Origin of the sequence: Pseudomonas sp. ACN5 (assembly GCF_002303975.1) — a bacterium.
GTDB classification, from domain to species: domain Bacteria; phylum Pseudomonadota; class Gammaproteobacteria; order Pseudomonadales; family Pseudomonadaceae; genus Aquipseudomonas; species Aquipseudomonas laurylsulfatiphila.
Window position 1 is genome coordinate 49,348 of sequence record NZ_MRCP01000015.1, and the last position, 20,970, is coordinate 70,317.

Annotated in this window: 15 protein-coding genes; 1 reads left to right on the forward strand and 14 read right to left on the reverse strand. The window is 60.7% G+C overall.

Annotated features, from left to right (window positions below; all coding sequences use genetic code 11):
* Positions 1 to 4 precede the first annotated feature (4 nt).
* From BSF40_RS24450 to BSF40_RS24515, 14 genes are all read right to left on the reverse strand, one after another.
* Positions 5 to 961, reverse strand: coding sequence for a YCF48-related protein (locus tag BSF40_RS24450; protein ID WP_095967144.1), 957 nt, complete (start codon positions 959 to 961; stop codon positions 5 to 7).
* A 68-nt stretch (positions 962 to 1,029) separates the two neighbouring features.
* Positions 1,030 to 2,388 carry a DUF1329 domain-containing protein gene (locus BSF40_RS24455; RefSeq protein ID WP_095967145.1) on the reverse strand — a complete coding sequence of 453 codons (1,359 nt, stop codon included), beginning with the start codon at positions 2,386 to 2,388 and terminating at the stop codon, positions 1,030 to 1,032.
* 13 nt (positions 2,389 to 2,401) lie between these two features.
* Positions 2,402 to 4,216 carry a DUF1302 domain-containing protein gene (locus tag BSF40_RS24460; protein ID WP_256585695.1) on the reverse strand — a complete coding sequence of 605 codons (1,815 nt, stop codon included), beginning with the start codon at positions 4,214 to 4,216 and terminating at the stop codon, positions 2,402 to 2,404.
* A gap of 439 nt (positions 4,217 to 4,655) precedes the next feature.
* Entirely contained in the window at positions 4,656 to 6,215 is a 1,560-nt protein-coding gene (locus tag BSF40_RS24465; RefSeq protein WP_095967147.1) for a long-chain fatty acid--CoA ligase, read from the reverse strand.
* Between the two features lie 268 nt (positions 6,216 to 6,483).
* A complete protein-coding gene (locus tag BSF40_RS24470; protein ID WP_095967148.1) occupies positions 6,484 to 9,204 on the reverse strand; it encodes a LuxR C-terminal-related transcriptional regulator in 2,721 nt (906 codons plus the stop codon).
* Positions 9,205 to 9,233: 29 nt separating this feature from the next.
* Complete coding sequence (gene phaZ / locus BSF40_RS24475) at positions 9,234 to 10,070, reverse strand: poly(3-hydroxyalkanoate) depolymerase (RefSeq protein ID WP_095967149.1); 837 nt, start codon at positions 10,068 to 10,070, stop codon at positions 9,234 to 9,236.
* A gap of 87 nt (positions 10,071 to 10,157) precedes the next feature.
* Complete coding sequence (gene phaC, locus BSF40_RS24480; protein ID WP_095967150.1) at positions 10,158 to 11,834, reverse strand: class II poly(R)-hydroxyalkanoic acid synthase; 1,677 nt, start codon at positions 11,832 to 11,834, stop codon at positions 10,158 to 10,160.
* 85 nt (positions 11,835 to 11,919) lie between these two features.
* The gene (locus BSF40_RS24485) at positions 11,920 to 13,536 is read right to left on the reverse strand and encodes a GMC family oxidoreductase (RefSeq protein ID WP_095967151.1); all 1,617 of its coding nucleotides are present in this window, start codon (positions 13,534 to 13,536) and stop codon (positions 11,920 to 11,922) included.
* Positions 13,537 to 13,547: 11 nt separating this feature from the next.
* Positions 13,548 to 14,981: a coniferyl aldehyde dehydrogenase gene (locus BSF40_RS24490; protein WP_007973376.1), complete on the reverse strand. Its 1,434-nt coding sequence runs from the start codon at positions 14,979 to 14,981 to the stop codon at positions 13,548 to 13,550.
* Between the two features lie 227 nt (positions 14,982 to 15,208).
* Complete coding sequence (locus BSF40_RS24495) at positions 15,209 to 16,789, reverse strand: arylsulfatase (RefSeq protein WP_095967152.1); 1,581 nt, start codon at positions 16,787 to 16,789, stop codon at positions 15,209 to 15,211.
* 56 nt (positions 16,790 to 16,845) lie between these two features.
* Positions 16,846 to 17,679 carry an SDR family NAD(P)-dependent oxidoreductase gene (locus tag BSF40_RS24500; protein WP_008059174.1) on the reverse strand — a complete coding sequence of 278 codons (834 nt, stop codon included), beginning with the start codon at positions 17,677 to 17,679 and terminating at the stop codon, positions 16,846 to 16,848.
* A 33-nt stretch (positions 17,680 to 17,712) separates the two neighbouring features.
* Positions 17,713 to 18,135: a MaoC family dehydratase gene (locus BSF40_RS24505; protein WP_095967153.1), complete on the reverse strand. Its 423-nt coding sequence runs from the start codon at positions 18,133 to 18,135 to the stop codon at positions 17,713 to 17,715.
* Between the two features lie 12 nt (positions 18,136 to 18,147).
* Positions 18,148 to 18,588, reverse strand: a complete 441-nt coding sequence (locus BSF40_RS24510; RefSeq protein WP_095967154.1) for a MaoC family dehydratase N-terminal domain-containing protein — start codon at positions 18,586 to 18,588, stop codon at positions 18,148 to 18,150.
* A gap of 10 nt (positions 18,589 to 18,598) precedes the next feature.
* The gene (locus tag BSF40_RS24515) at positions 18,599 to 19,783 is read right to left on the reverse strand and encodes a lipid-transfer protein (protein ID WP_095967155.1); all 1,185 of its coding nucleotides are present in this window, start codon (positions 19,781 to 19,783) and stop codon (positions 18,599 to 18,601) included.
* 114 nt (positions 19,784 to 19,897) lie between these two features.
* Between BSF40_RS24515 and BSF40_RS24520 the strand changes: the two genes are divergently transcribed.
* Positions 19,898 to 20,911 carry an AraC family transcriptional regulator gene (locus BSF40_RS24520; RefSeq protein WP_007973383.1) on the forward strand — a complete coding sequence of 338 codons (1,014 nt, stop codon included), beginning with the start codon at positions 19,898 to 19,900 and terminating at the stop codon, positions 20,909 to 20,911.
* Positions 20,912 to 20,970: the final 59 nt, after the last annotated feature.

Sequence of the window (20,970 nt, forward strand, 5' to 3'; positions counted from 1 at the left end):
AACCTCAATTGGCTGTCGCTTGCGTCAAGCTCAGAGACTGAACACCGGCATCGCCCACGGCCAGGGCACCGCCGGTCACCGCAACGATCTGCGAGAGCCCGCCACGGGCGGTGTGACTCAGCTCAAAGCTTTTGCCATCGTCGTTACTCAGTGCCAGCAGCCCGGCATTGCCGACCAGGGCGATACGCCCGTCAGACAAAACCTGCCCCCCTTGCAGTGCAACCTTGGCGTCCAGGGGAATCAGCTGCCAGGTATCTCCCTGATCGTTTGAGCGATACAGATTGCCGCGCATGCCGAAAGCCAACAGCGCACCACTTGGCGTCTGCAGTCCGCCAAAAAAAGAACCCTCGTAAGGGGATTGCAACGCGTCCCAGTTCAGCCCCAGGTCACGCGAGCGCAGCAAGGTGCCGGACTCGCCGAAAAGGAACAGGTCACCACCGACCTTCAGCACTTTGGCGATGTGCCGATCAAAGTCCTCCCCCATCACCGTTTTCTTGCTCCAGCTCAAGCCAGCGTCGACGGATTCCAGATAGTGACCGAATGCGCCATAGGCGACGAAATGCTGGCCGCCCAGGTAGGTGACACCGAACAGCGAATCATGACCGATACCGTCCACCCCTACGGCTGTCCATTGCTGACCGCCATCGGTGGTGCGCAACAGGGTCGCGCCATGTCCAACGGCGATGCCCAGTCGGTCGTTGGCGAACGCAAGCCCGGTCAGCGTTCGATCGGCTGGCGTATGAATGCCCTGCCAATGTTGCCCTTCATCCGCGGAACGAAGGATCCAGCCGCGCTCGCCGGCACTGAACAGTTGACTGCCCACGCGCTGGATATCGAGCAGGATGATTCGCTGTGAATTGATCCCGGTCTGGATCGAGCCAGGCGTCTCGGCATGTACAGCAGATGCCGCGATGAGTGCCGCCCACAACACCCTGTGAACGGACTTGCCCAAAATAGCCATTGGCCGCTCCTCTCTTGTATTTGTAATCGACGACCCGCAATCGGGTCGCCTTGAGACTGCCTGAGGGCTTAGTGACCAGCGCGACGCAGGGCATCGGGCTGGAAGTCGGCCTGACGTCCCTTGACGCCGAACTTCCAGGGTTGCTTGACCTCATTGTCCAGGCCCGAGACCATGTAGTTGCCGTTGCTCAGGTCATGGAAGATGTTGGCGCGGTACCACGGCACACCGACGTCGTAGAACTGGATCGTCGGGTGCACGCCAATGCGCCATAGCTGGCCGCGGGTGTCGTAGGCGTCTTCGAGCAACACGGTCCAGCTGTCCTCGTCGAGATACATCACGCGCTTGCCGTAGATATGCTTCTGCCCGGCCTTGAGCGTGCCCTCGACGACCCAGGTACGGTGGAGTTCGTAGCGCATCAGGTCGGCATTGACGGTGCCTTTTTGCAGGATGTTTTCGTATTTCAGCGACTTATCGGACAACTTGTAGTCGTTGTACGGAACATAGATTTCCTGCTTGCCGACCAGTTTCCAGTCATAGCGGTCGGGCGCGCCGTTATAGCCGTCGTACTGGTCGGTCACCCGCATGCTCTCGGTGCCATCGCTGACGTTGTCATACGCCAGATCCGGGGCGCGGCGCACACGACGTGCACCGGCGTTGTAGATCCAGGCCGAGCGCGCTTCCTTGACCTGGTCCACCGGTTCGCGCACCAGGTAGACCGTGCCCTGCAACGTGGCCGGTTCGAGGAAGTAGCCCAGGAAGGAAAACAGGTGGTTGTCCATACTGCGATCCATGTTCTGGTCGAACACGCGGTTCTCGCGGAAACCGACCTTGTAGAACTCGCCGCTGCTACGTACCGGGAACCAGTGATAGGTCCGCTCGAAGCCACCGCCCAAGTAGCGAACCAAGTGGTTCCAGATTGCTTCCTGACCGTTCTTCGGGATCGGGAACGGTATGTTCGAGCCATTGAGGTTGCTCAAGCCGAAACCCTGCAACTCGACCTGAGTGGACTGAGTCTTGGCTTTGGCGGTGACTTCAGTCGGCAGTGCGGCGGTGCGCCGGGTCTGGTAGATCGGCATCTTGAAGTTGTCATACTTCTTCAACAAAGCCAGGGTGCCGGGAGACAGCTTGTCTTTGTATTGATCGGCATTGGCCGCAGTGATCACCATCTGCGGCTTGTCTTGCGGGAACGGATCAACGTAGCCCTTCTCCGGACTCCAGCCTGCCGGAGGAGCCGTCAGGCCGCCCTGCCAGGCTGGAATGCTGCCATCGGCATTGCCGGCCTTCTCGGCGCCAACCGGAGTGAGGTCGTTACCAAGGCGCGCAGCCTCTGCGTCGGTCAATTTGGCGAAAGCGTCGTTCCCGCCAAGCAACAGTGCGATGGCAATAGCCAGGGCACGCGGGGTGTGGCAAGTCTTTATTGTTTTCATGCCTTGTTCCTCATCAGAACTTGTAGCTGTAATTCATCGAGTAGTAGTCCCGGTCACGCAACGGGTCGTACTTGGCGTCGTTGTTGTACGTCACATAGTTGAACTCCAGGCTGTGGGCCTTCAGGTAGTCGAAACGAACGCCGGCACCGACGGTAAACCGGCCTTCGTTGAACTGACCGTCCATCGAAACCCCTTCCACGTCCTGCCCCAGAAACAAACTCGGGTAAGTGCTGACGCCTACGCCCAACAGGTCCGGGTACTCCAGTTGCCCTCGCAATCTGTAGCCCCAGGCGAAGTCGGTGATGTAACCGTCGTTCTTGCAGCCGTCGGGTTGCGGGTTGGTCGCAGTGCCGCAGAGGTTCCCGCCATAGCTGGGCGCCGAACCCGGGCCAAAGATGAAACCGCGACCGTAACGAATGTCGCTGTCACCCTGAGGGATGTCGTTCCACTGGAAGGCCACTTCACCGGCCACCTGCAGGCTCGATGCGCCCAGAACGTTGGGGAACAGGTTGATGCCGTTGATCTGCAGCTGGGTTTTGTCGAAGCGGTCATACCCGGTGATATAGGCATTCGGGCCAGCGGCTCGCGCGCCCGCACCTTGCGGCCCCACCCCTTGGGCAGCGGCGGCAAGCAGGTCGTTGCCGTTACGTTGTACCGGCGTGTTTGGCGAGTAGCTCAGTTCCGCACCGACCGACCAACTGGCCAGCGTGGTGGCGGCGCTCAGGCCATACAGGTGGATGTCTTCGGGATACTCCCAGAAGGCAGTCGTCGAGGTCGCACCGAACGGCAGATTTTCATGGACCTGCACCGGGTTGAGGAAGGGTGCTCGCGCCCCGGCGGGAATTCGGCCCCAATCGCCGCTTTGGGCGGAAATGATTGGCGTACGCGAGTGGATGGTCATGGCGTAGGCACCAAGCTCCGTGTCGATCGATTCGACCAGATAGTGCAGCGCCACCCCCCATTGCCCCGAATCCCGGGCTTCATCGCCAGTGCTCAGTGGGACGTTCATGCCATTGCGAAAGCCGACCGGGTTGCTGACGTTAGGCAGCGACGTGGCCATGGTGCAACCACCCGGATGAGTCGAAATGATGGTTTCGGTGGTCGACCAGTAGTTGCCACAGCCCTCAACGGCAGTAGGCTCCCACTTGAACTGGTAGAACGCATCCAGCGACAGCCCGTCACTCAAGCCGAAGCTGCTGGAAATCATCCACACCGGCAGCAACGCTTCCTTGACCTCGGTGCCCGGACGGCGCAGTGAAGGAACGTCGATCGGGTTGATCTGGTTGAGCCCCTGAACAAAGATGCTCTCGCCCCAGTTCAGCACCTGGCGACCCAGGCGCACCTGCAGCGGGTGATCGTCCAGGTGGTAGGTGTCGTAGACGTAGGCGTCGAGCAGGTAAACGCCTTTGTTCCTTTGCAGGTCGTCAAAGCCGTTATCGGACAATGGCTTTTTCTGGTAACCATTGGCCTGGTTGCCAAAGTGCACGTCTTCGTCTTCCAGCGCCTGGTCGTACCAGCCCTTCACGCGCAGCATGCCGCCCATGTCGCCGTTGTGCAGGTTCAGTTCGGTGAGGAACTTGCCGATGGTAGAAAACCGGTCGCCGCGATCGTAGTTGAGGTTGCCGCCATCGGTATTGGAACCGCCCAGGCCGTCGGTCTTGCCGATCACCTGTCCGTCGAGTCGACTGTACAACTCGTTATCACGCCCTTCGGCGCGCCAGCTGCTACCAACGGAAAGTGTGGTGTCGAGGCTCCCCGACCAACCGCTCTCGGTATCAAAATTGAATGCCTGGGCATTGCCGGCGCCCACTCCGAGAATTCCAAGCACGACTGCCTGACCAAGCTGATGCCGGACAAAGCCTGTTTGTGGCGAACTTATTCTTATCATTGTTCACATTCCTAAATAATCCCGACGCTACGGTTCAACCCACCACTCTTTGGCTCTTGGATTCCCTGTGAAAAAACCTCCCTCCCCAACCACCCGGCCGCCAGAGACTGGCCGGACAAGTAAACATTGACTGCGCAGCGCTTAACCCTCCCGAGATGGGAGGGGGTTGGGAGGGAGACAGGAAAGGGAGTCACACCGCACTGGCGAATGGGGAATGCAGGCGCACGCCGCTGCCGGCTGTTGCGCACAACAGCCGGGGCGAATCAAGCAGGAAGGGAGAAACAACCGGGGCGCAAAGCCCGTCCACAAGAGCTCATCAATGACTTGGCAGTTGCCAGCTCAAGTCATCCATGGTCGATTGCACCCGGAGATGGATCGCTCAACCAACACGCCGTGAACTGCCCTGCCAGAACGGTTCACGCAGTTCACTCTTGAGCACCTTGCCAGCGCCCGACAGCGGTAACGCAGCACGGAACTCCACGCTTTTCGGCGCCTTGTAGCCAGCGATCTGACGCTTGCAATGGGCGATCAATTCTTCGCCATTCGGTTCGGCGCCAGGCTTGAGTACCACCACGGCATGCACCGCCTCGCCCCATTGCTCGCTAGGGATCCCGATCACCGCGCACATGGCGATATCCGGGTGGCTGCACAAGGCATTCTCGACCTCCGCCGAGAACACGTTTTCGCCACCGGTGACGATCATGTCCTTGAGGCGGTCGACAATGAAGATGTAGCCATTTTCGTCCATCCTGGCCCCGTCCCCCGTACGCAACCAGCCATCGCCAGGCAGAGCCGCCAGGGTTTGCTCGGGTTTGTTCAGGTACCCGCTCATTGCATTCGGACCCCGAACGACGATTTCACCGATGCTGCCACGTGGCACCTCACAGCCATCGTCGTCGACGATCTTGACTTCCACCGCCCGGGTGGCACGACCACAGGAGCGCAGCATGCCGGCAGCGGCGGCCGCCGCGGTGTGCTGAGCCGGGCCGAGCAGCGAAACAATGGGCGACATCTCCGTCTGGCCATAAGCCTGGAACAGCTGCAGTTGCGGCAGCATGGCCTGCAGGCTCCACAGCGTCTGCTCCTGAATGGGCGAAGCGCCATACACCAGGTGCTGCAAGGAGGACAGGTCGTAATTGCCCACCTCGGGATGATTGATCAACAACTGAATCATGGTCGGCACCAGCATGGCCACCTGAATGCCGTGACGCTGAATCGCCGCCATCGCTTCGGCCGGCTGGAACGCCGGCAGTATGACGTGCGTCGCGCCTTCGAGCACACCGACATAACCGGTGGACATGTCCGCAAGATGGAACATCGGTGCTGCGCGCAGCATGACCGAATCAGGCGGTACCAGGCCCTCGACATCCAGCGCAATCTGGCTGCTCCAGAAGGCCGTATGACTGATCATCACGCCCTTGGGAAAACCCGTGGTGCCACCGGTATAGAACACACCAAGGAGTGAATCGCCGCCACGGCGGGCATCCTCCATGGGCGAGGCCCGGGCAATCAGCGTTTCGTAATCCAGCATCGCATCCGGCGTGGTGCCGTCACCGACGTAGATGACATGACGCAACGAAGGAACCTGCCTGGATAACCGCAGACCGATGTCCTTGAAGGTCTCGTCAACCAACAGTACCGAGGTTTGCGAATCGGTCAGGGCATAAGCGTTCTCCTCCGCACTCCAGCGTGTGTTGCAAAGATTGAGAACGGCATCGGCCCAGGGCACGGCGAAGCAATATTCGAGGTAACGATCAGAGTTCAAACCCAGCATGGCGACGCAATCGCCACTCTGTACGCCAAGCTCACGCAACGCTCCGGCCAGTCTCGCAACACGCTCGACAAACTGCTGCAGAGTGCGACTGCGATCGCCGTAGATCGTCATTAATCGCTCGGGCGCGCACTGTAGATTACGGTGCAAGGGCTGAGTGAAGTACATGGTCTCTCCTGAAGTTGCAGCTATTGTTATTGTCCGTGCCTTGACGGCAGGAGACGGCAATGCCGGGCGCTCACCACTTGGGGGCAGGAGCATTGCAGGTCTGGAGCCATCAGCGCTCACATGAACCCTGCATGCACGGTTTCACCACCGTTACCCGGCACCCTACCCCAAGGTGAATGCTGGTAACCCTCCCATCTAGGGAGGGGTGGTGGCGCGGTTCGCCGGTTCAATACCTGGACTTTTGCGAGGGTGCCAAGGCGATGCTGCGTTAGTTAAGCAAGCCGACTTGCCGCGCCTTGCTCACTGCATCCTCGCGAGAAAAGGCACCCAACTTGCCGAAGATATTCTTCAGGTGCCACTTGATGGTTCCAGGCGAAAGATCGAGGGCCTTGGCGATGCTCTTGGTTGACAGTCCACGGGCCAGATGTTCGACCACTTCAAGCTCACGGGGCGAGAGGATATCGCTGCCGGGCGCAGGCGCCCGACCACCCTCACCTGTCCCGCTCGAGAGGCTCTGCGAATCGGCACCGTGCATCAGACAGTGTTGAATGTAGTCACGCTCCAGCGCTGTCAGTGCATCGACACTGAGCGATTGCAGCAGGCGCAGCCCCGCCGCTCCTTCATCAAGAAACACCCGGAACATCCCGTATTCGCAGGCATTGCGCAGTGCCGTGGACATGTGGCGCTGGGCCTCTTGTGGTTCATGGAGCGCTGTCCTGGCAATGGCGACACGGATACGCAGCACGGTAGCTGGTTGTAACTGCCCCCACTCCTGACAGACCAGTGCCCAGCTTTCCCCTACCTCGATCGCGCATCGATAGTCGCCTTCGGCCAGGGCCAAGGCCGTGTGTGCCATTGCGCAGGCCAGGGGGATCTCCGCCCAGGCACAACCGCGCTTGTCCAGGTAAGGCATGGCCAGCGCGCGCAGTCTGCGAAACAGCTCGCGCGCGCGGGCCAGATCATGCTGATGGCAGGCAATACGTATCTGCTCGGCAAAACGCCACGCCTGCAGGCGATCAAGGCCAATGCTTTCGGCGATCTCGCCCAATCGATCGAGGGTGGCGTGGGCCGCCTCCAGCCTGCCCGCAGCACACTGCAAATGCGCCTGGGCAAGGTAGGTATACAAAATGCAGTCAGAGGTCCCCAGGACCTCGGCGACCCCGAAACAGCCTTCAACGTAATCCCCGGCGGCTTCCAGGCTGTTCAAGTGATAGCAGGTCAAGGCCAGGGTGGACTTGATGAAGATGGCGACATCCTGCGCCAGTGACTCGTTGCGCGTCACTTGCACCAGGACACCTTCGAGATCGCGCCGGGCCTGGTTCATATCGCCCTGGACAAAAAAACTGAGGCCACACAGCGCATCGAAAAACGGCCGGGCCCGAGGACCTTGCGCGCGCCGGAGCAGACCTCGCGTGCTGTAGACCAGATCCCGTACAAACACTGTTCGACCCGCCTTGAGCAATGCCACGCCGCCAAGGGTATAGAGCATCAGCAGGTGAAAGTGGCGCTGGCTGGGCGGCTGCGCCATCAAGGGCTCGAGCAGCGCCAGTACAGCTGTCGTATCGTCCCTCCTGAGCAGGTACATGGCCCTCAGCAATTGCAACTCAGTGTCTATTTCCGACCGGCTGACTTCCGGGTGAGCTTCGATCGAGGCGAGTGTGAGCTCGAACCTTTCCATGCGATTGCAGGTGAGTTCTGCCCAGGCAACCGCCAGGAGCAGGTCAATCTGCTTGGACCAGGCCTCACGCGGCAACTCGTCGGCCAACTGCAGCAATTGTGCAAAATGCGCGTCACCGATCAGCGACCTCGCCGCCCGTGCCAGCAACTGCACGCTGCCCTCAAGATCCTGGGCTGCCTGAGCATGACGAATCGCCTCGACGTACAAACCGTGGTCAGCAAACCATTGGCTGGCGGCATGATTGACCCGGATCACCTCCACAACCGGCAGCTCATTGCGGCGCCGTTGCAGATACCCGGAAAACATCTGGTGGAAACGGAACCACTGCAGGCGACCCTCGAGGTCGATCGGCAACAGGAACAGATTCTGCTCGAGCAATATGTCAAGCACCGCCGCGTTTTCCGGGCTGCCCGTCAATGCGACGCACAGCTCGCGATTGAATCGTCGGCAGGTCGAAACCTGGACCATGGCAGCGATTTGCCCGGCAGAAAGCACACGACTGATGCAGTCATCCAGGTAGGCATCGAGACCTGATTCATCGATCGCCATGACCATGCCGCCACAGGCTCGCAGGCTCTGTTCAAAATTACCGCTGTGGCGAAGTGACAGGACACCGATCTGCAGGCCCGCGGCCCAACCGTCCGTCAGCTCATACAGACGCTGTTGCTGCTGGCCGGACAGGTTTTCGAGACCATTGAGCTCAAGCAGACTGAACTGCTCCTGGGCCGTCAGGCGCAAGTCGGCAAAATCAATCTGGGTCAACTGCCCCTTGATGCCGATCGCCAACAGATTGAGCGCCGGACGCTGGCGTGTGGTAATCACCAGATGGAAATTGTCCGGTGCCAGATCGATCAGGCGCTGGATCATCGCCAATGCCGGCTGCGCAGAGAGGAAATGCAGGTCTTCGAGGAACAGATAAATGGATCGAGGATGCTCGTAGAGCGCGTTGACCAGCAGTGACAGCAACACCTCCAGCGAACGCTGGTCAGTGCGCTCGCTCAGGCCAATGATGTCGTCGCCGACAGCCAGGCCCGCGGCCCCCAGGCTGGCGACCAGATACGCCGCCCAGAGCGTCTCGTCGTCGGCCCCCAGGTTGAACCAGGCGACGTCCAGCCCCGCACCGATCAAGCGCTGGCGCCATTGCGCCGCCAGTGTGCTCTTGCCACTGCCCGCAGGTCCCAGGATCAAGGTCAACTTGCGCTCGCGCCCTGCCTCGATCAGTTCCAGCAGACGCTCGCGCGGCAGCGACCGGGGATCGATTCGGGGCGGCGACCATTTGGTGCGGATGAGTATCGTGTTGGAGGATTTCATAAGGCTAACGAACCAATGAACTGCTCATGTCACGCTTGATGAATTCTAGCGCGCTGCCGTTCCTGCGCGAGGAAGGACGAGATGATCGGTGCAACGGTTTGCGCCCGGGCCACCAGGAACAGATGGCCATCGCCGATCACATGCAACTGCGAATTGGGAATGCGCCTGGCCAACAGGCGCATGTTGGGCAACGGAATGATCGGGTCGTCATCGCCGGCCAGAATCAGGGTCGGCTGATGGATCCGATGCAGCCAGTGGATGCTGGTCCAGCCCAGGCCTGCCAGCAGTTGCAGGTAGTAACCGCGCCTGCCGCCGGAGCGCACCTTGCTGGCGAACGCTTGTGCCAGTGCCGGGTCATGGCGAAAAGCGCCGCCATAGATGTCCGGCGCGATCCGCGCGCCGTAGGACGGCTGGATGTAACGGCGCGGAGTGGCCATCCTCCAGAGCACTTTGGGTTTGGCCGGCAGCATGGCCATACCCGCGCACGTGGCGGCCAAGATCAGTTTCTTGCAACGCTGCGGAAAATCGTGGGCGAACTGTTGTGCCAGCGCTCCGCCCCAGGACACGCCGATCACGTTGACCTGGCCAACGTCCAGATAATCGAGCATGCGAGAAACCAGCTTCGCCAGGTCAGAAAACCGGTAAGGCAAGCTCGGCAGGGAGGAGCCGCCGACGCCGGGCACGTCGAAGGCGATCACTTCCATGTCCGGATCAAGCGCCCGGACGAATGGAAACAAAAGCTCCAGGTTGGCGCCAATGCCATTGAAAACTAGCAACGGCGGCAGATCGGCCTTGCCTGGACGAATGGCAACGCGCAGATGCCCGCCCTCCAGTTCGATGGTGCGATAGACAAAGGGCTGTGACATGTTACGGAGGTTCCTTCTGCGGCGCCGGGCCAAGGGATCTGGAACGTGGACAGGACGGGACGCAAGCGCCCGTCCGGCTACAGCGAGTCAGCGCACGTGCACGTAGGTGCCAGGAGCCGCTTCAGCCGCGACATAAGCCTTATTGCCAAGTTTGACGGGGGCCTTCCTGCTCTGACCGGAGCGTGCTTGCAACCAGGCCAGCCAGTGAGTCCACCAGGAGCCGGTCTCTTTAGTGGAACCTTCCAGCCAATCCTGGGCATCAACCGGCAAGCTGCTGCCGGTCATGAAGCGGGCCTTGGGGTTACCCGGCGGGTTGAGGATGCTCTGGATATGCCCGCTGTTGGACACCACGAACTCACCTTGGCCGCCGAACAGGTGCATCGAGCGGTAGCAGGCATCCCATGGGGTGATGTGGTCGGTCAGGCCCGCCATGCAATAGAAATCGCTGGTGACCTGCTTGAGATCTATTGGAGTGCCACAGACCTCCAGGGCGCCGGCACGGGCCAACGGGTTGGTCTGGTACATCTCGATGAATTCGCCGTGCAGCGCGGCCGGCAGGTTGGTGGTGTCGTTGTTCCAGTAGAGGACATCGAATGCAGGCGGCTCGTTACCGAGCAGGTAGTTGTTGATCCAGTAACTCCAGATCAGGTCATTGGGGCGCATCCAGGCGAAGACTTTTGCCAGCTCACGACCTTCCAGCACACCCGCTTGATAAGAACGGCGCTTGGCCGCCTCCAGGGTTTTCTCATCAGCGAACAGCGAGACCTGGGTGTCGGGGCGAATATCGAGCATGCTGACCACCAGGGTGAAGGCATTCACCTTGCTCTCGCCCAGTGCCGCGTAGTGGCCCAAAAGCGATGACATGGTACTGCCTCCGGAGCACGCTCCAAAGGTGTTCAGATCAGTGCTGCCGGTAATCGCCAGCACTGCGTCGACCGCCTCTTTCAGGGCTTCGACATAGGTGGACAAGCCCCACTCGCGCTGCGCCTTGCCCGGATTGCGCCAGCTGACGGCAAAGGTCTGGATGCCACTGTCGAGAAGGAAACCAATCAGGCTCTTCTGCGGCGCCAAATCAAACAGGTAGAACTTGTTGATCTGGGGCGGCACCACCAGCAACGGGCGTTCCAGCACCTGCTCGCTGCGAGGTTTGTACTGAATCAGCTCCAGCACCTCGTTTCGAAACACCACCGCGCCAGGCGTCGTGCCCAGATTGCCGCCCACCTCAAAGGCCGTCTTGTCCACTTGACTGGGCATGCCACCATTTTCAATCAGATCGCGAGTCAAGTGCGCGAATCCATCCAGAATGCTCTTGCCACCGGTTTCAAAGAAACGCTTGAGGGCCGCAGGGTTGGCCAGGGTGTTGGTCGGCGCCATCGCCTCGGCCAGCAGGTTGATGACGAACTGGCCACGGCTGGCATCCTGATCGCTGAGGTTGCTGCTACTGATCCAGTCGTTCATTTCCCGGCACCAGGCCAGGTAAGCCCGCATGTAACGACGATACAGCGGGTTGCCCTGCCAGGCTGGCTCATCGAAACGCTTGTCCCCCGCCGCCGGCTTGAGTTCCGAACGGTCGAGCAGGATGTTTTTCAGTTCCATGCCGAACGCAGCCATGTGTCGGGCGCTGTGCACGGGTTGCTTCAACACTTGTTGCAGGACCATGCGAGCGCTGCTGAGTATGTCGCGCCCGCGAGGGCCGAACGCTGGATTCAGGCTAAGCGTGTGCTTGGCGGCTTGCAGGGAGAGCTCTTTATCATTTTTATCCATTGTGACACCCCATGCTTGACACTAGGCCCCTTGGTGGATCGGGGCCTTGATCGCTTCGTGGAAGTAACTCGAATCACAGACAGGCTCACAGGTGACGCGCGTCTTCCTTGAGCATGGCGGCGGCCTTTTCACCGATCATGATGGTCGGCGCGTTGGTATTGCCCCCGGGAATGGTCGGCATGATCGAGGCGTCGGCAATCCGCAGGCCTTCGACACCGCGCACTCGCAGACGCGCATCGACTACGGCCAGCGGGTCACTGTCAGGACCCATCTTGCAGCTGCCTACCGGGTGATACTGGGTATCCGCGCGACGGCGGATGTCCTGCTCGATCTGCCGGTCGTCATTCCAGTCGACGGGATAGATCAGTTGCGGCCCGAAACGGGCGAAATGGGTGGACTCGAGGATCCGGGCCTGGGTCTTCGCCGCCTGGATCAACAACTCGATGTCTTCACGCCGATCAAAAAAGCGTGGATCGATGACCGGCGCGTCGAGCGGATCGCGGCTGCGCAAGGTCACGGTGCCTGTGCTTTTCGGGCGCAGTACCTCGATATGGCAGCTGTAGCCATAACCCCAATGCAGGTGACGACCATGGTCGTCGACCACGGCGGTCACGAAGACCATCTGCAGGTCGGGCTTGTCCAGCGCCGGATCGGAGCGCAGGAAGGCGCCGGCCTCGGCGAAATTGGTGGTCAGCATGCCGCTGCGCTTGCTCGCCCACTCCACGGCAGCAGCCGCCAGCTTGACGCTGGAACCCACGGTGAGGCCCAGGCAACCCTCCGGATGACTGACCTTGTAGGGCACCGTGTAGTCGATGTGATCCTGCAGGTTCTGGCCTACGCCTGGCAGGTCCACCAGCACCGGGATACCCAGCCGGGACAGCTCCCCGGCCGGCCCGATGCCCGACAGCATCAAGGCCTGTGGAGTACCAAAGGCGCCAGCGGCGAGAATCACTTCACGGCGGGCACGCACTTCCTGCACATCCTTGCCGTTGTGGTAACGCACACCTACGCAGCGCTTGCCCTCGAAGATCAGGCTGTGGAACGGAGCATTGAGGAAAAGCTGAAGATTTTTCCGATCAAGAATCGGCCACAGGTAGCCCTTGGCCGCGCTGCAGCGTTCTCCGTCCTTCTGGGTCACCTGGTAGCGGAAACAACCGTCCTGCTGGCGACCGTTGTAGTCGTCAGTACGCGCGATGCCCTGCTCCTCGGCGGCGCTCATGAAGACTTCGCACAGAGGGCTCGGCGACTTCAGTTCAGCGACATTCAGCGGGCCACCAGCGCCATGGAACTCGCTCTCGCCAAAGCGCTCGTTGTGTTCCGACTTCTTGAAAAACGGAAGAACCTCTTCATAACTCCAACCGGGGTTGCCGAGGCTCTCCCAATGGTCATAGTCCCAGCGATGGCCGCGGACGTAGACCATGCCGTTGATCGAGCTGGACCCGCCCAACGCCTTGCCACGCGGCTGGTAGCCGTTGCGCCCGTTGAGCCCCGGTTGGGGCACGGTTTCGTAGGACCAGTTATGGAAACCTTCGCGCATCATCACCACTACGCCCGGTGGTGCCTGAATCAACACTTTCTTGTCACTGCCACCGGCCTCGAGCAGGCAAACACTGACCTGAGGATCTTCACTGAGGCGCGCCGCCACCGGACAACCACCCGAGCCGCCACCCACCACCACGTAATCGAACACACTCTGACTCATATCAATCTTCCTCAAGACTTCACATCCGCATCCGGCTTGCCCAGGTAAAACGCCAGCGCCAGGCTCTGAAGCCGGCCGCCAAAGGGTGGATGGAAGAGATGGGTGGGGAACCAGGTTCGCCTCTTGAACACGGTGCGTGCGTGACTGAGTTCGCGAAACCCTTCTTCTGCGTGATAGTTGCCCATACCGGAATTTCCCGTGCCACCGAAAGGAGCACCGTGGTTGAAAGCGTGCCAGCCCCAATCGTTGATGGTCACGCCACCGGAATGGGTCCGTTTGAGCAATCGATCGATGCTCGTCGTGTCGGTTGAAAAAATGTACAGCGCCAGGGGACGTTGCCCGCTGTTGATGTGAGCCACCACACCAGTGAGGCTGTCATAACCCAATACCGGCAGCAGCGGGCCGAAAATTTCTTCCTGCATCACCCGCATTTCCGGCGTCACACCCGTCAGGATGTGCAACGGCATCCTGCGCCCCGGGGCAACCTCGCCACAGACAATGATCCGGGCGCCCTTGGCCCGCGCATCTTCAAGCAGGCCCTGGAGGCGCTGAAACTGACGATCATCGATGATCGAACTGTAGTCATCGTTAGCGGCCGGCTGCGCGCCGTACAGCGCCTGAAACTGGCCGCGGACTTCGCCGACGAAGCGCTCGATATCGTCCTGGGGAACCAGGGCGTAGTCCGGTGCGATGCAGATCTGCCCGCCATTGGTGCCCTTGCCGTGAACGATACGTCGCGCGGCATCGCTCAGGTTGTAGTCAGCCAGTACCACCGCAGGCGACTTGCCACCCAACTCCAGTGTTACCGGTGTCAGGTTGGCTGCGGCGGCACGCATGACCAGACGCCCGACCCCGGGGGATCCGGTGAAGATGATGTGGTCGAATGGCAGCGAAGAGAAAAAGCCCGGATCTTCAAGCTCACCACCGACCAGGGCCACTTGCGAGTCGTCGAACACCTCTGCCAGCAGACGCTTGAGTACCTCGTTGGTGTGCGGGTTGAACTCGGACATCTTGAGCATCACCCGGTTGCCTGCGGCGAGCGCACTGACCAGACCCGCAATGGCGATGTAAACCGGGAAGTTCCATGCCGATATGACCCCCACCACGCCTTTTGCCTGATACTCCACCCACAACTGATTGCCTTTGAACAGCAGCTCTGTGGGGCGTCGGCTTGGCTTCATCCAGCTCCCCAGATGCTTGAGGGTGTGATTGATGTGCAAGATGCAACCCATCAGGTCAAGGAACTTGGTGTCGACGGCGGAGCGATGGCCAAAATCGGCGCTCATCGCCGCGACAATGGCGTCCTGGTAACGCCGTAGCTGGGTGCGCAGTGCGATCAGATTGGCCTGGCGCTCAGCCAGCGAGGAATGAGGTTGAGCACGGAAAGCCTCACGCTGGGTATTGAACACGCGGGCCACTCGCTGAACCGCCATTTCCTGGATCATGCCTTGATTCCTCTGAACTGAAGACCACCAACACCCACTGTCGCGTTCAACCATGCAGGTATCGCTGCGTGAGCAGAGGGTATGGCCGTCACTGTGGACTTCAAATAGCCGAAGACATCAAAGCTATTGCACTTGACCTCAGTTGCTGCCCGCCTTGCCTGGCACAACACGCGGGTGAAATCTTCGTCGCGCAAACAAAGATGCCACCCGGAGGTGGCATCGATGGATTACTGCTGTTTCTGCTGCCGCGCGTTCTCTTCGATCTGCGCATCCACCCGCTTGCGTACCTGGTCGATACTGAAGCTGGCCGGTTTCTGGCTGGGCGGGTACTCGACGAAAGTTTGCAGAAACTTCGCGGCTTTCATCGTGGCCACACCAAGCAGGTAGGCGTTCTTGATTATCCAGTCGTAGTACTGATTGGAAACAACGTCCGCCCTTTCATAGGGGTCCATGCGCAAATTGAAGATCTTCGGCGCCCGCAGACAGACGAAAGGTTCGCTCCAGACCTCGAAACCTCCTGGCTTGCGCTGCTCGCAGAACACCGCCTTCCAGTCACCGAAACGCGACGCGACCAGCACGCCGTCGTCGTTGAAGTAGTAGAACTCCTTGCGCGCACCGCTCTTGGCCTTGCCGGTCAAATAATCGAGCTGGTTGTAGCCGTCCAGGTGCACCTTGAAGTTCTTGCCCGCAAAATTCGCCCCCTTGAGCAGGCGCTCCTTGACGTCGGTATCACCCGCTACCGCCAGCAAGGTCGGGAACCAGTCGAGACCGGAGAACATTTCAGTGGACACTTCACCCGCCTTGATCTTGCCCGGCCAACGAACCATCGCCGGCACACGGAACCCGCCTTCCCAGTTGGAGTTTTTTTCGTTGCGAAACGGTGTGGTTGCCGCGTCCGGCCAGGAAAACTGATTCGGACCATTGTCGGTGGTGTAGACGACGATGGTGTTGTCGGCGATTTTCAGGTCGTCGAGGGTTTTCAGCAGTTTGCCGACGTCACCGTCGTGCTCAAGCATGCCGTCCGCGTACTCGTTGCCGGGCATGCCACTCTGGCCTTTCATCGAGTCGCGCACATGGGTAAACAGGTGCATGCGGGTGGTGTTCATCCACACGAAAAACGGTTTGTCTGCCTTGGCTTGTCTCTCCATGAACGCTTGAGCAGCGGCGGTGGTTTCGTCGTCGATGGTTTCCATGCGCTTGGCGGTCAGTGCGCCGGTGTCTTCAATCTTGCCGTCGGCATAGGAATGGATGACCCCACGCGGTGCGGCGGCCTTGACAAAGTCCGGATCATCTTTAGGCCAATTGGCACGCTCGGGTTCTTCCTCGGCATTGAGGTGGTACAGGTTGCCGAAGAACTCATCAAAACCGTGATTGCTCGGCAGGAACTCATCGCGGTCACCCAGGTGGTTCTTGCCGAACTGACCGGTCGAATAGCCTCGAGCCTTGAGTGCCTGCGCAATGGTAATGTCGCGCGCCTGCAGGCCGACTGGCGCCCCGGGCATTCCGACTTTGGTCAGGCCCGTACGCAACGGCGTCTGGCCGGTGATGAACGAAGAACGTCCTGCGGTGCAACTGTTCTCCGCGTAGTAGTCAGTGAACATCATGCCTTCGTTGGCAATGCGATCGATGTTCGGTGTCTTATAGCCGACCACGCCATGGCTATAGGCACTGATGTTGGTCTGGCCGATATCGTCGCCGAAGATCACCAGAATATTGGGTTTATCCGCCGCCCCGGCTGTCGCCGAAAGGCCTATCAACGAGACGCCCACCAGGGCCATCCGCGACAACCACGCGCGCTTGTCTTTCATGATTTGTCCTTGTTGTTTTGACTGAATGCTTCGGATTGTCCGGACAGCGGTGGCGCTTAGATTCCGGTCAGACCGCCGCTACAGATCAACGTCTGGCCACTGACATAGTCGGATTCGGGAATGCAGAACATGTACACCGAACCGGCAGCTTCTTGCGGGGTGCCGGCACGCCCCAACGGAATGCTGCGCTCGAGCATGGTCATCAGGTCAGGGTTGATACCGACCTTGATCTCGCGACCTTCGATCTCGGCGGTGGCGTTACCGTCGGCGGTGGCTTCGGTCAGACGAGTCTTGATAAAGCCGTAGGCCACGCAGTTGACGGTGGTGTTCAGGCGCCCCCACTCCTTGGCCAGCGTCATGGTCATGCCGGTGATACCGGCCTTGGCGGTGGAGTAGTTGGCCTGACCGGCATTACCGAACAGCCCGGCAACGGAGGAAATGTTCACCACTTTGCGAATGTTACGCAGGCCGGCGTCCTGTTCAGCCTTGACCAGGCTGCGGATGACCGGCTGCGCCGCGCGCAGGATGCGAAAAGGCGCGGTAAGGTGCACATCGAGCATGGCGTACCACTGCTCGTCAGTCATCTTCTGGATCACGCTGTCCCAGGTGTAGCCCGCGTTGTTGACGATGATGTCCAGCCCCTTGTAATGCTCGACCGCGGTGCCGACGAAGCGCTCGGCGAAGTCAGGCGCTGAAACGCTGCCGATACAGGCGACGGCTTCACCGCCCATGGCCTTGATGGCCTCGACCACTTCCTGAGCCGGCTCGGCGTCAAGGTCATTGACCACCACGCGGGCACCATCGGCTGCCAGCTTCAGGGCGATGGCACGGCCGATTCCACGACCGGAACCGGTAATCAGGGCAACTTTACCTTCGAGTTTCTTGCTCATCTGTCTCTTCCGCAAAAGGTTGAAAAAAGGGGGTTAGCCAATGGCGATGGCGATCAACGCGTCGCCGACGATCTTGACCTGGCCGTATTGGTTGACCGTGGCCACCTCGACCCTGGCGCAGCGTTCGCCATTGACTTCGACGATCTCGGTTACCTGGCCCTTGCAGGTGATGACGTGCCCCAGGTGAGTGATGCCCTGGAAGCGCACGCCAAAGCTGCGCAGCCGGCTTTGCGGTACCCATTGGGTCAGCAGGCGACCCAGCCAGGCCATACTCAACATGCCGTGGGCAAACACGTCCGGCATGCCGGCCTTGCGGGCGAAATCCACGTCGATATGAATCGGGTTGAGGTCGCCCGAGGCGCAACCGAACCGCGCCAGCGTGGTGCGGTCGACCGCCGCCAGCGTCAGGGGTGGCAGCCGGTCACCGACCTTCACGTGTTGCAGTGAATGACTCATGGTCGGGACTCCTCAGTTGCGGACCACGAGCACGGTGCGCAACTCGGCGACCAGCTCGTTTTTGTCGTTGTGGACTTGCGAGGTCTTGACCAGAAACTCCAGCGCGCCGTTTTTCTTGTCGAAAATGTCAGCGATCCGCGACTTCACGGTGACCGTTTCCCCGGCGCACACCGGCTTGTGATAGGTGAAGCTCTGTTCACCGTGAAGAATCTTCGCGATCGGGATTTCCAGATCCGCCAGCATGCTGTCCACGGTGCCAGCATCCAGCTCGGCACCGAACAGGAATGTCGGCGGGACCAGCACGTCGCAGAAACCGGCTCCTTGGGCGGCAGCGAGATCGGTGTACAACGGATCGGTCTCGCCAATGGTCCGGGCGAATGCGCAAAGACGCCCGCGCTCAAGCGTCATGGTGGTGGCGGCCAGTTCGTGGCCGATCCACTTCTTGTCGATCATCCGTCGCCCCTCAGACTTTTTCGTAGAGGGTGACGACGCAGGCGCCGCCCAACCCGAGATTGTGTTGCAGAGCCAGACGCGCGCCGTCTACCTGACGTGGACCCGCCTCGCCACGCAACTGCTGGACCAGCTCGGTGCACTGGGCCAGGCCGGTGGCGCCCAGTGGATGGCCCTTGGAGAGCAACCCGCCGGAAGGATTGGTGACGAACTTGCCGCCATAAGTGTTATCGCCGTCCTCGACAAAGCGCTCCGCCCCGCCGATCGGGCACAGGCCCAGCGACTCGTAGGAGAGCAGCTCGTTCTGTGCGAAACAGTCGTGCAACTCGACGACCTGGATATCTTGCGGACCGACACCGGCCGCCTCGTAGACATTCTGCGCGGCCGTGCGGGTCATGCTGAAACCGACCACTTCGCGCATGTCTCTCGCGTCGAACGTCCTGGACGTGTCGGTGGTCATGGATTGCGCACGAATGCGCACTGCGCCCTTCAGGCCGTGGCGCTTGAGGAAGTCCTCCGAACAGAGGATCGCCGCCCCGGCGCCGCAGGTCGGCGGGCAAGCCATCAGGCGCGTCAGCACGCCGGGCCAGACGGCGGGCGAGTTCATCACGTCTTCGGCGCTGACGACGTTACGGAACAACGCCATCGGGTTGTTGGCGGCATGGCGGCTGGCTTTGGCGCGGATCTTGGCAAAGGTTTCCAGGCGGGTGCCGAACTCCTGCATGTGCGCCAGGCCAGCGCCACCGAAGTAGCGCAGCGCGAGCGGGATGCCGGCGTGCCCGACCAACTCATCGGTGGCCAGGTCGAAGCGCTCGAAGGGGCTGGGGCGGTCGCCAAAGAGCGTGCCCAGCGCACCCGGACTCATTTGCTCAAAACCCAGCGCGAGGGCACATTCCGCCGAACCGCCGCTGACTGCCTGGTTGGCCAGGAACAGCGCGCTGGAACCGGTGGAGCAGTTGTTGTTGACGTTGACCACCGGGATACCGGTCATGCCGACTTCGTATAGCGCGCGCTGGCCTGCAGTGGAGTCACCATAGACGTAACCGACGTACGCCTGCTCTACCTGCGCGTAACCCACGCCGGCATCGACCATCGCGGCACGCAAGGCGGCAGCGGCCATTTGCGGATAGGGCGCGTTGGCGCCCGGCTTGACGAAAGGGATCATGCCGACCCCAATCACATAGACATTGCGACTCATAGCGGCTTTCCTGAATTTAAGTTGCGGCACGGTGTGACTTTGTGGGCTTAATGTGATGGCCGTGCGCAAAACCGCCAATGTCATGGCGCCGCAAATGACTTGCAGAATCCACCAATGTCGAATCCAACCCCCGTTACCTTCGCCTCCGTTTTCGTCTCCTCCCTGCTCGCTGCAGCCCGTGATCGCGGCTACGAGATCGAGGGTTTTCTACGCGACGCAGGGATCGATCCACAGCAGCCTCAGGACCTGGACCACCACGTCACCGTCGACCAGTACGTTGCACTGCTGCGCAAGACCATCAAGGGTCTCGATGACGAAGGCATCGCGCTGTTTTCGCGAAAATTGCGCCGCGGCAGCTTCATGCTGATGATGCGTTCAGCCCTGACCGGCGACACTCTGTTCGGCGCCCTGCGGGAATTCACCCACACCCTGCGGCTCCTGCAAGACGACCTTGACCCGGTGCTGCTGGACGACGGTCGGCACGTACGGGTCGAACTGCACTTCCTCACCACTCAGGTCGAGTCCCGCGATTTCGCCCATGTGCTGTTTCTGCGACTGATCTGGCGCGTCATGGCCTGGCTGGAAGGCGGGAGCCTGCGCCCCGCCGGTATCGACGTGGCATTCACACAACCTGAATCGGTTGGCGACTACCGCAAGCTCTTCCCTACGGAACTGCGCTTCGGCACAGCCTTCTCGACTATCTGGTTCGACTCCCAGGCACTGCAGGCCCCCGTGCGCCGTGACAGTTCCCATCTGCATGAATACCTGGCCAAGGCCCTGCTCGACCTTCTGGTGCCCGCCATACCCGCACGCGTCAGCGACCGGGTGCGGGTCTATCTGCGTGAAGAACGCGCGCGCCATAGCGGCTGGCCAGACCTTGAACAGACCAGTGCCGCCCTGCACTGCTCGGCCAGTTCATTGCAACGCCACCTGGCTCAGGAAGGCGCCTCTTTCCAGAACATCCGCGATAGCCTGCGCCGCGACTGGGCGATCTACCGACTGAAAACCAGCAAACTGCCGACACCGGTGCTGGCCGAGGAACTTGGCTTCGCCGACAGCGCCAGCTTCCAGCGCGCCTTCAAGCGCTGGACCGGCCAGACCCCGGGCCAGGTTCGCAAGGGCAACTGACAGATTGAGGCCAAGTGCAACAGCTTTGGGGCCAGCGGCTATGTGCGCTCACGGCCCCT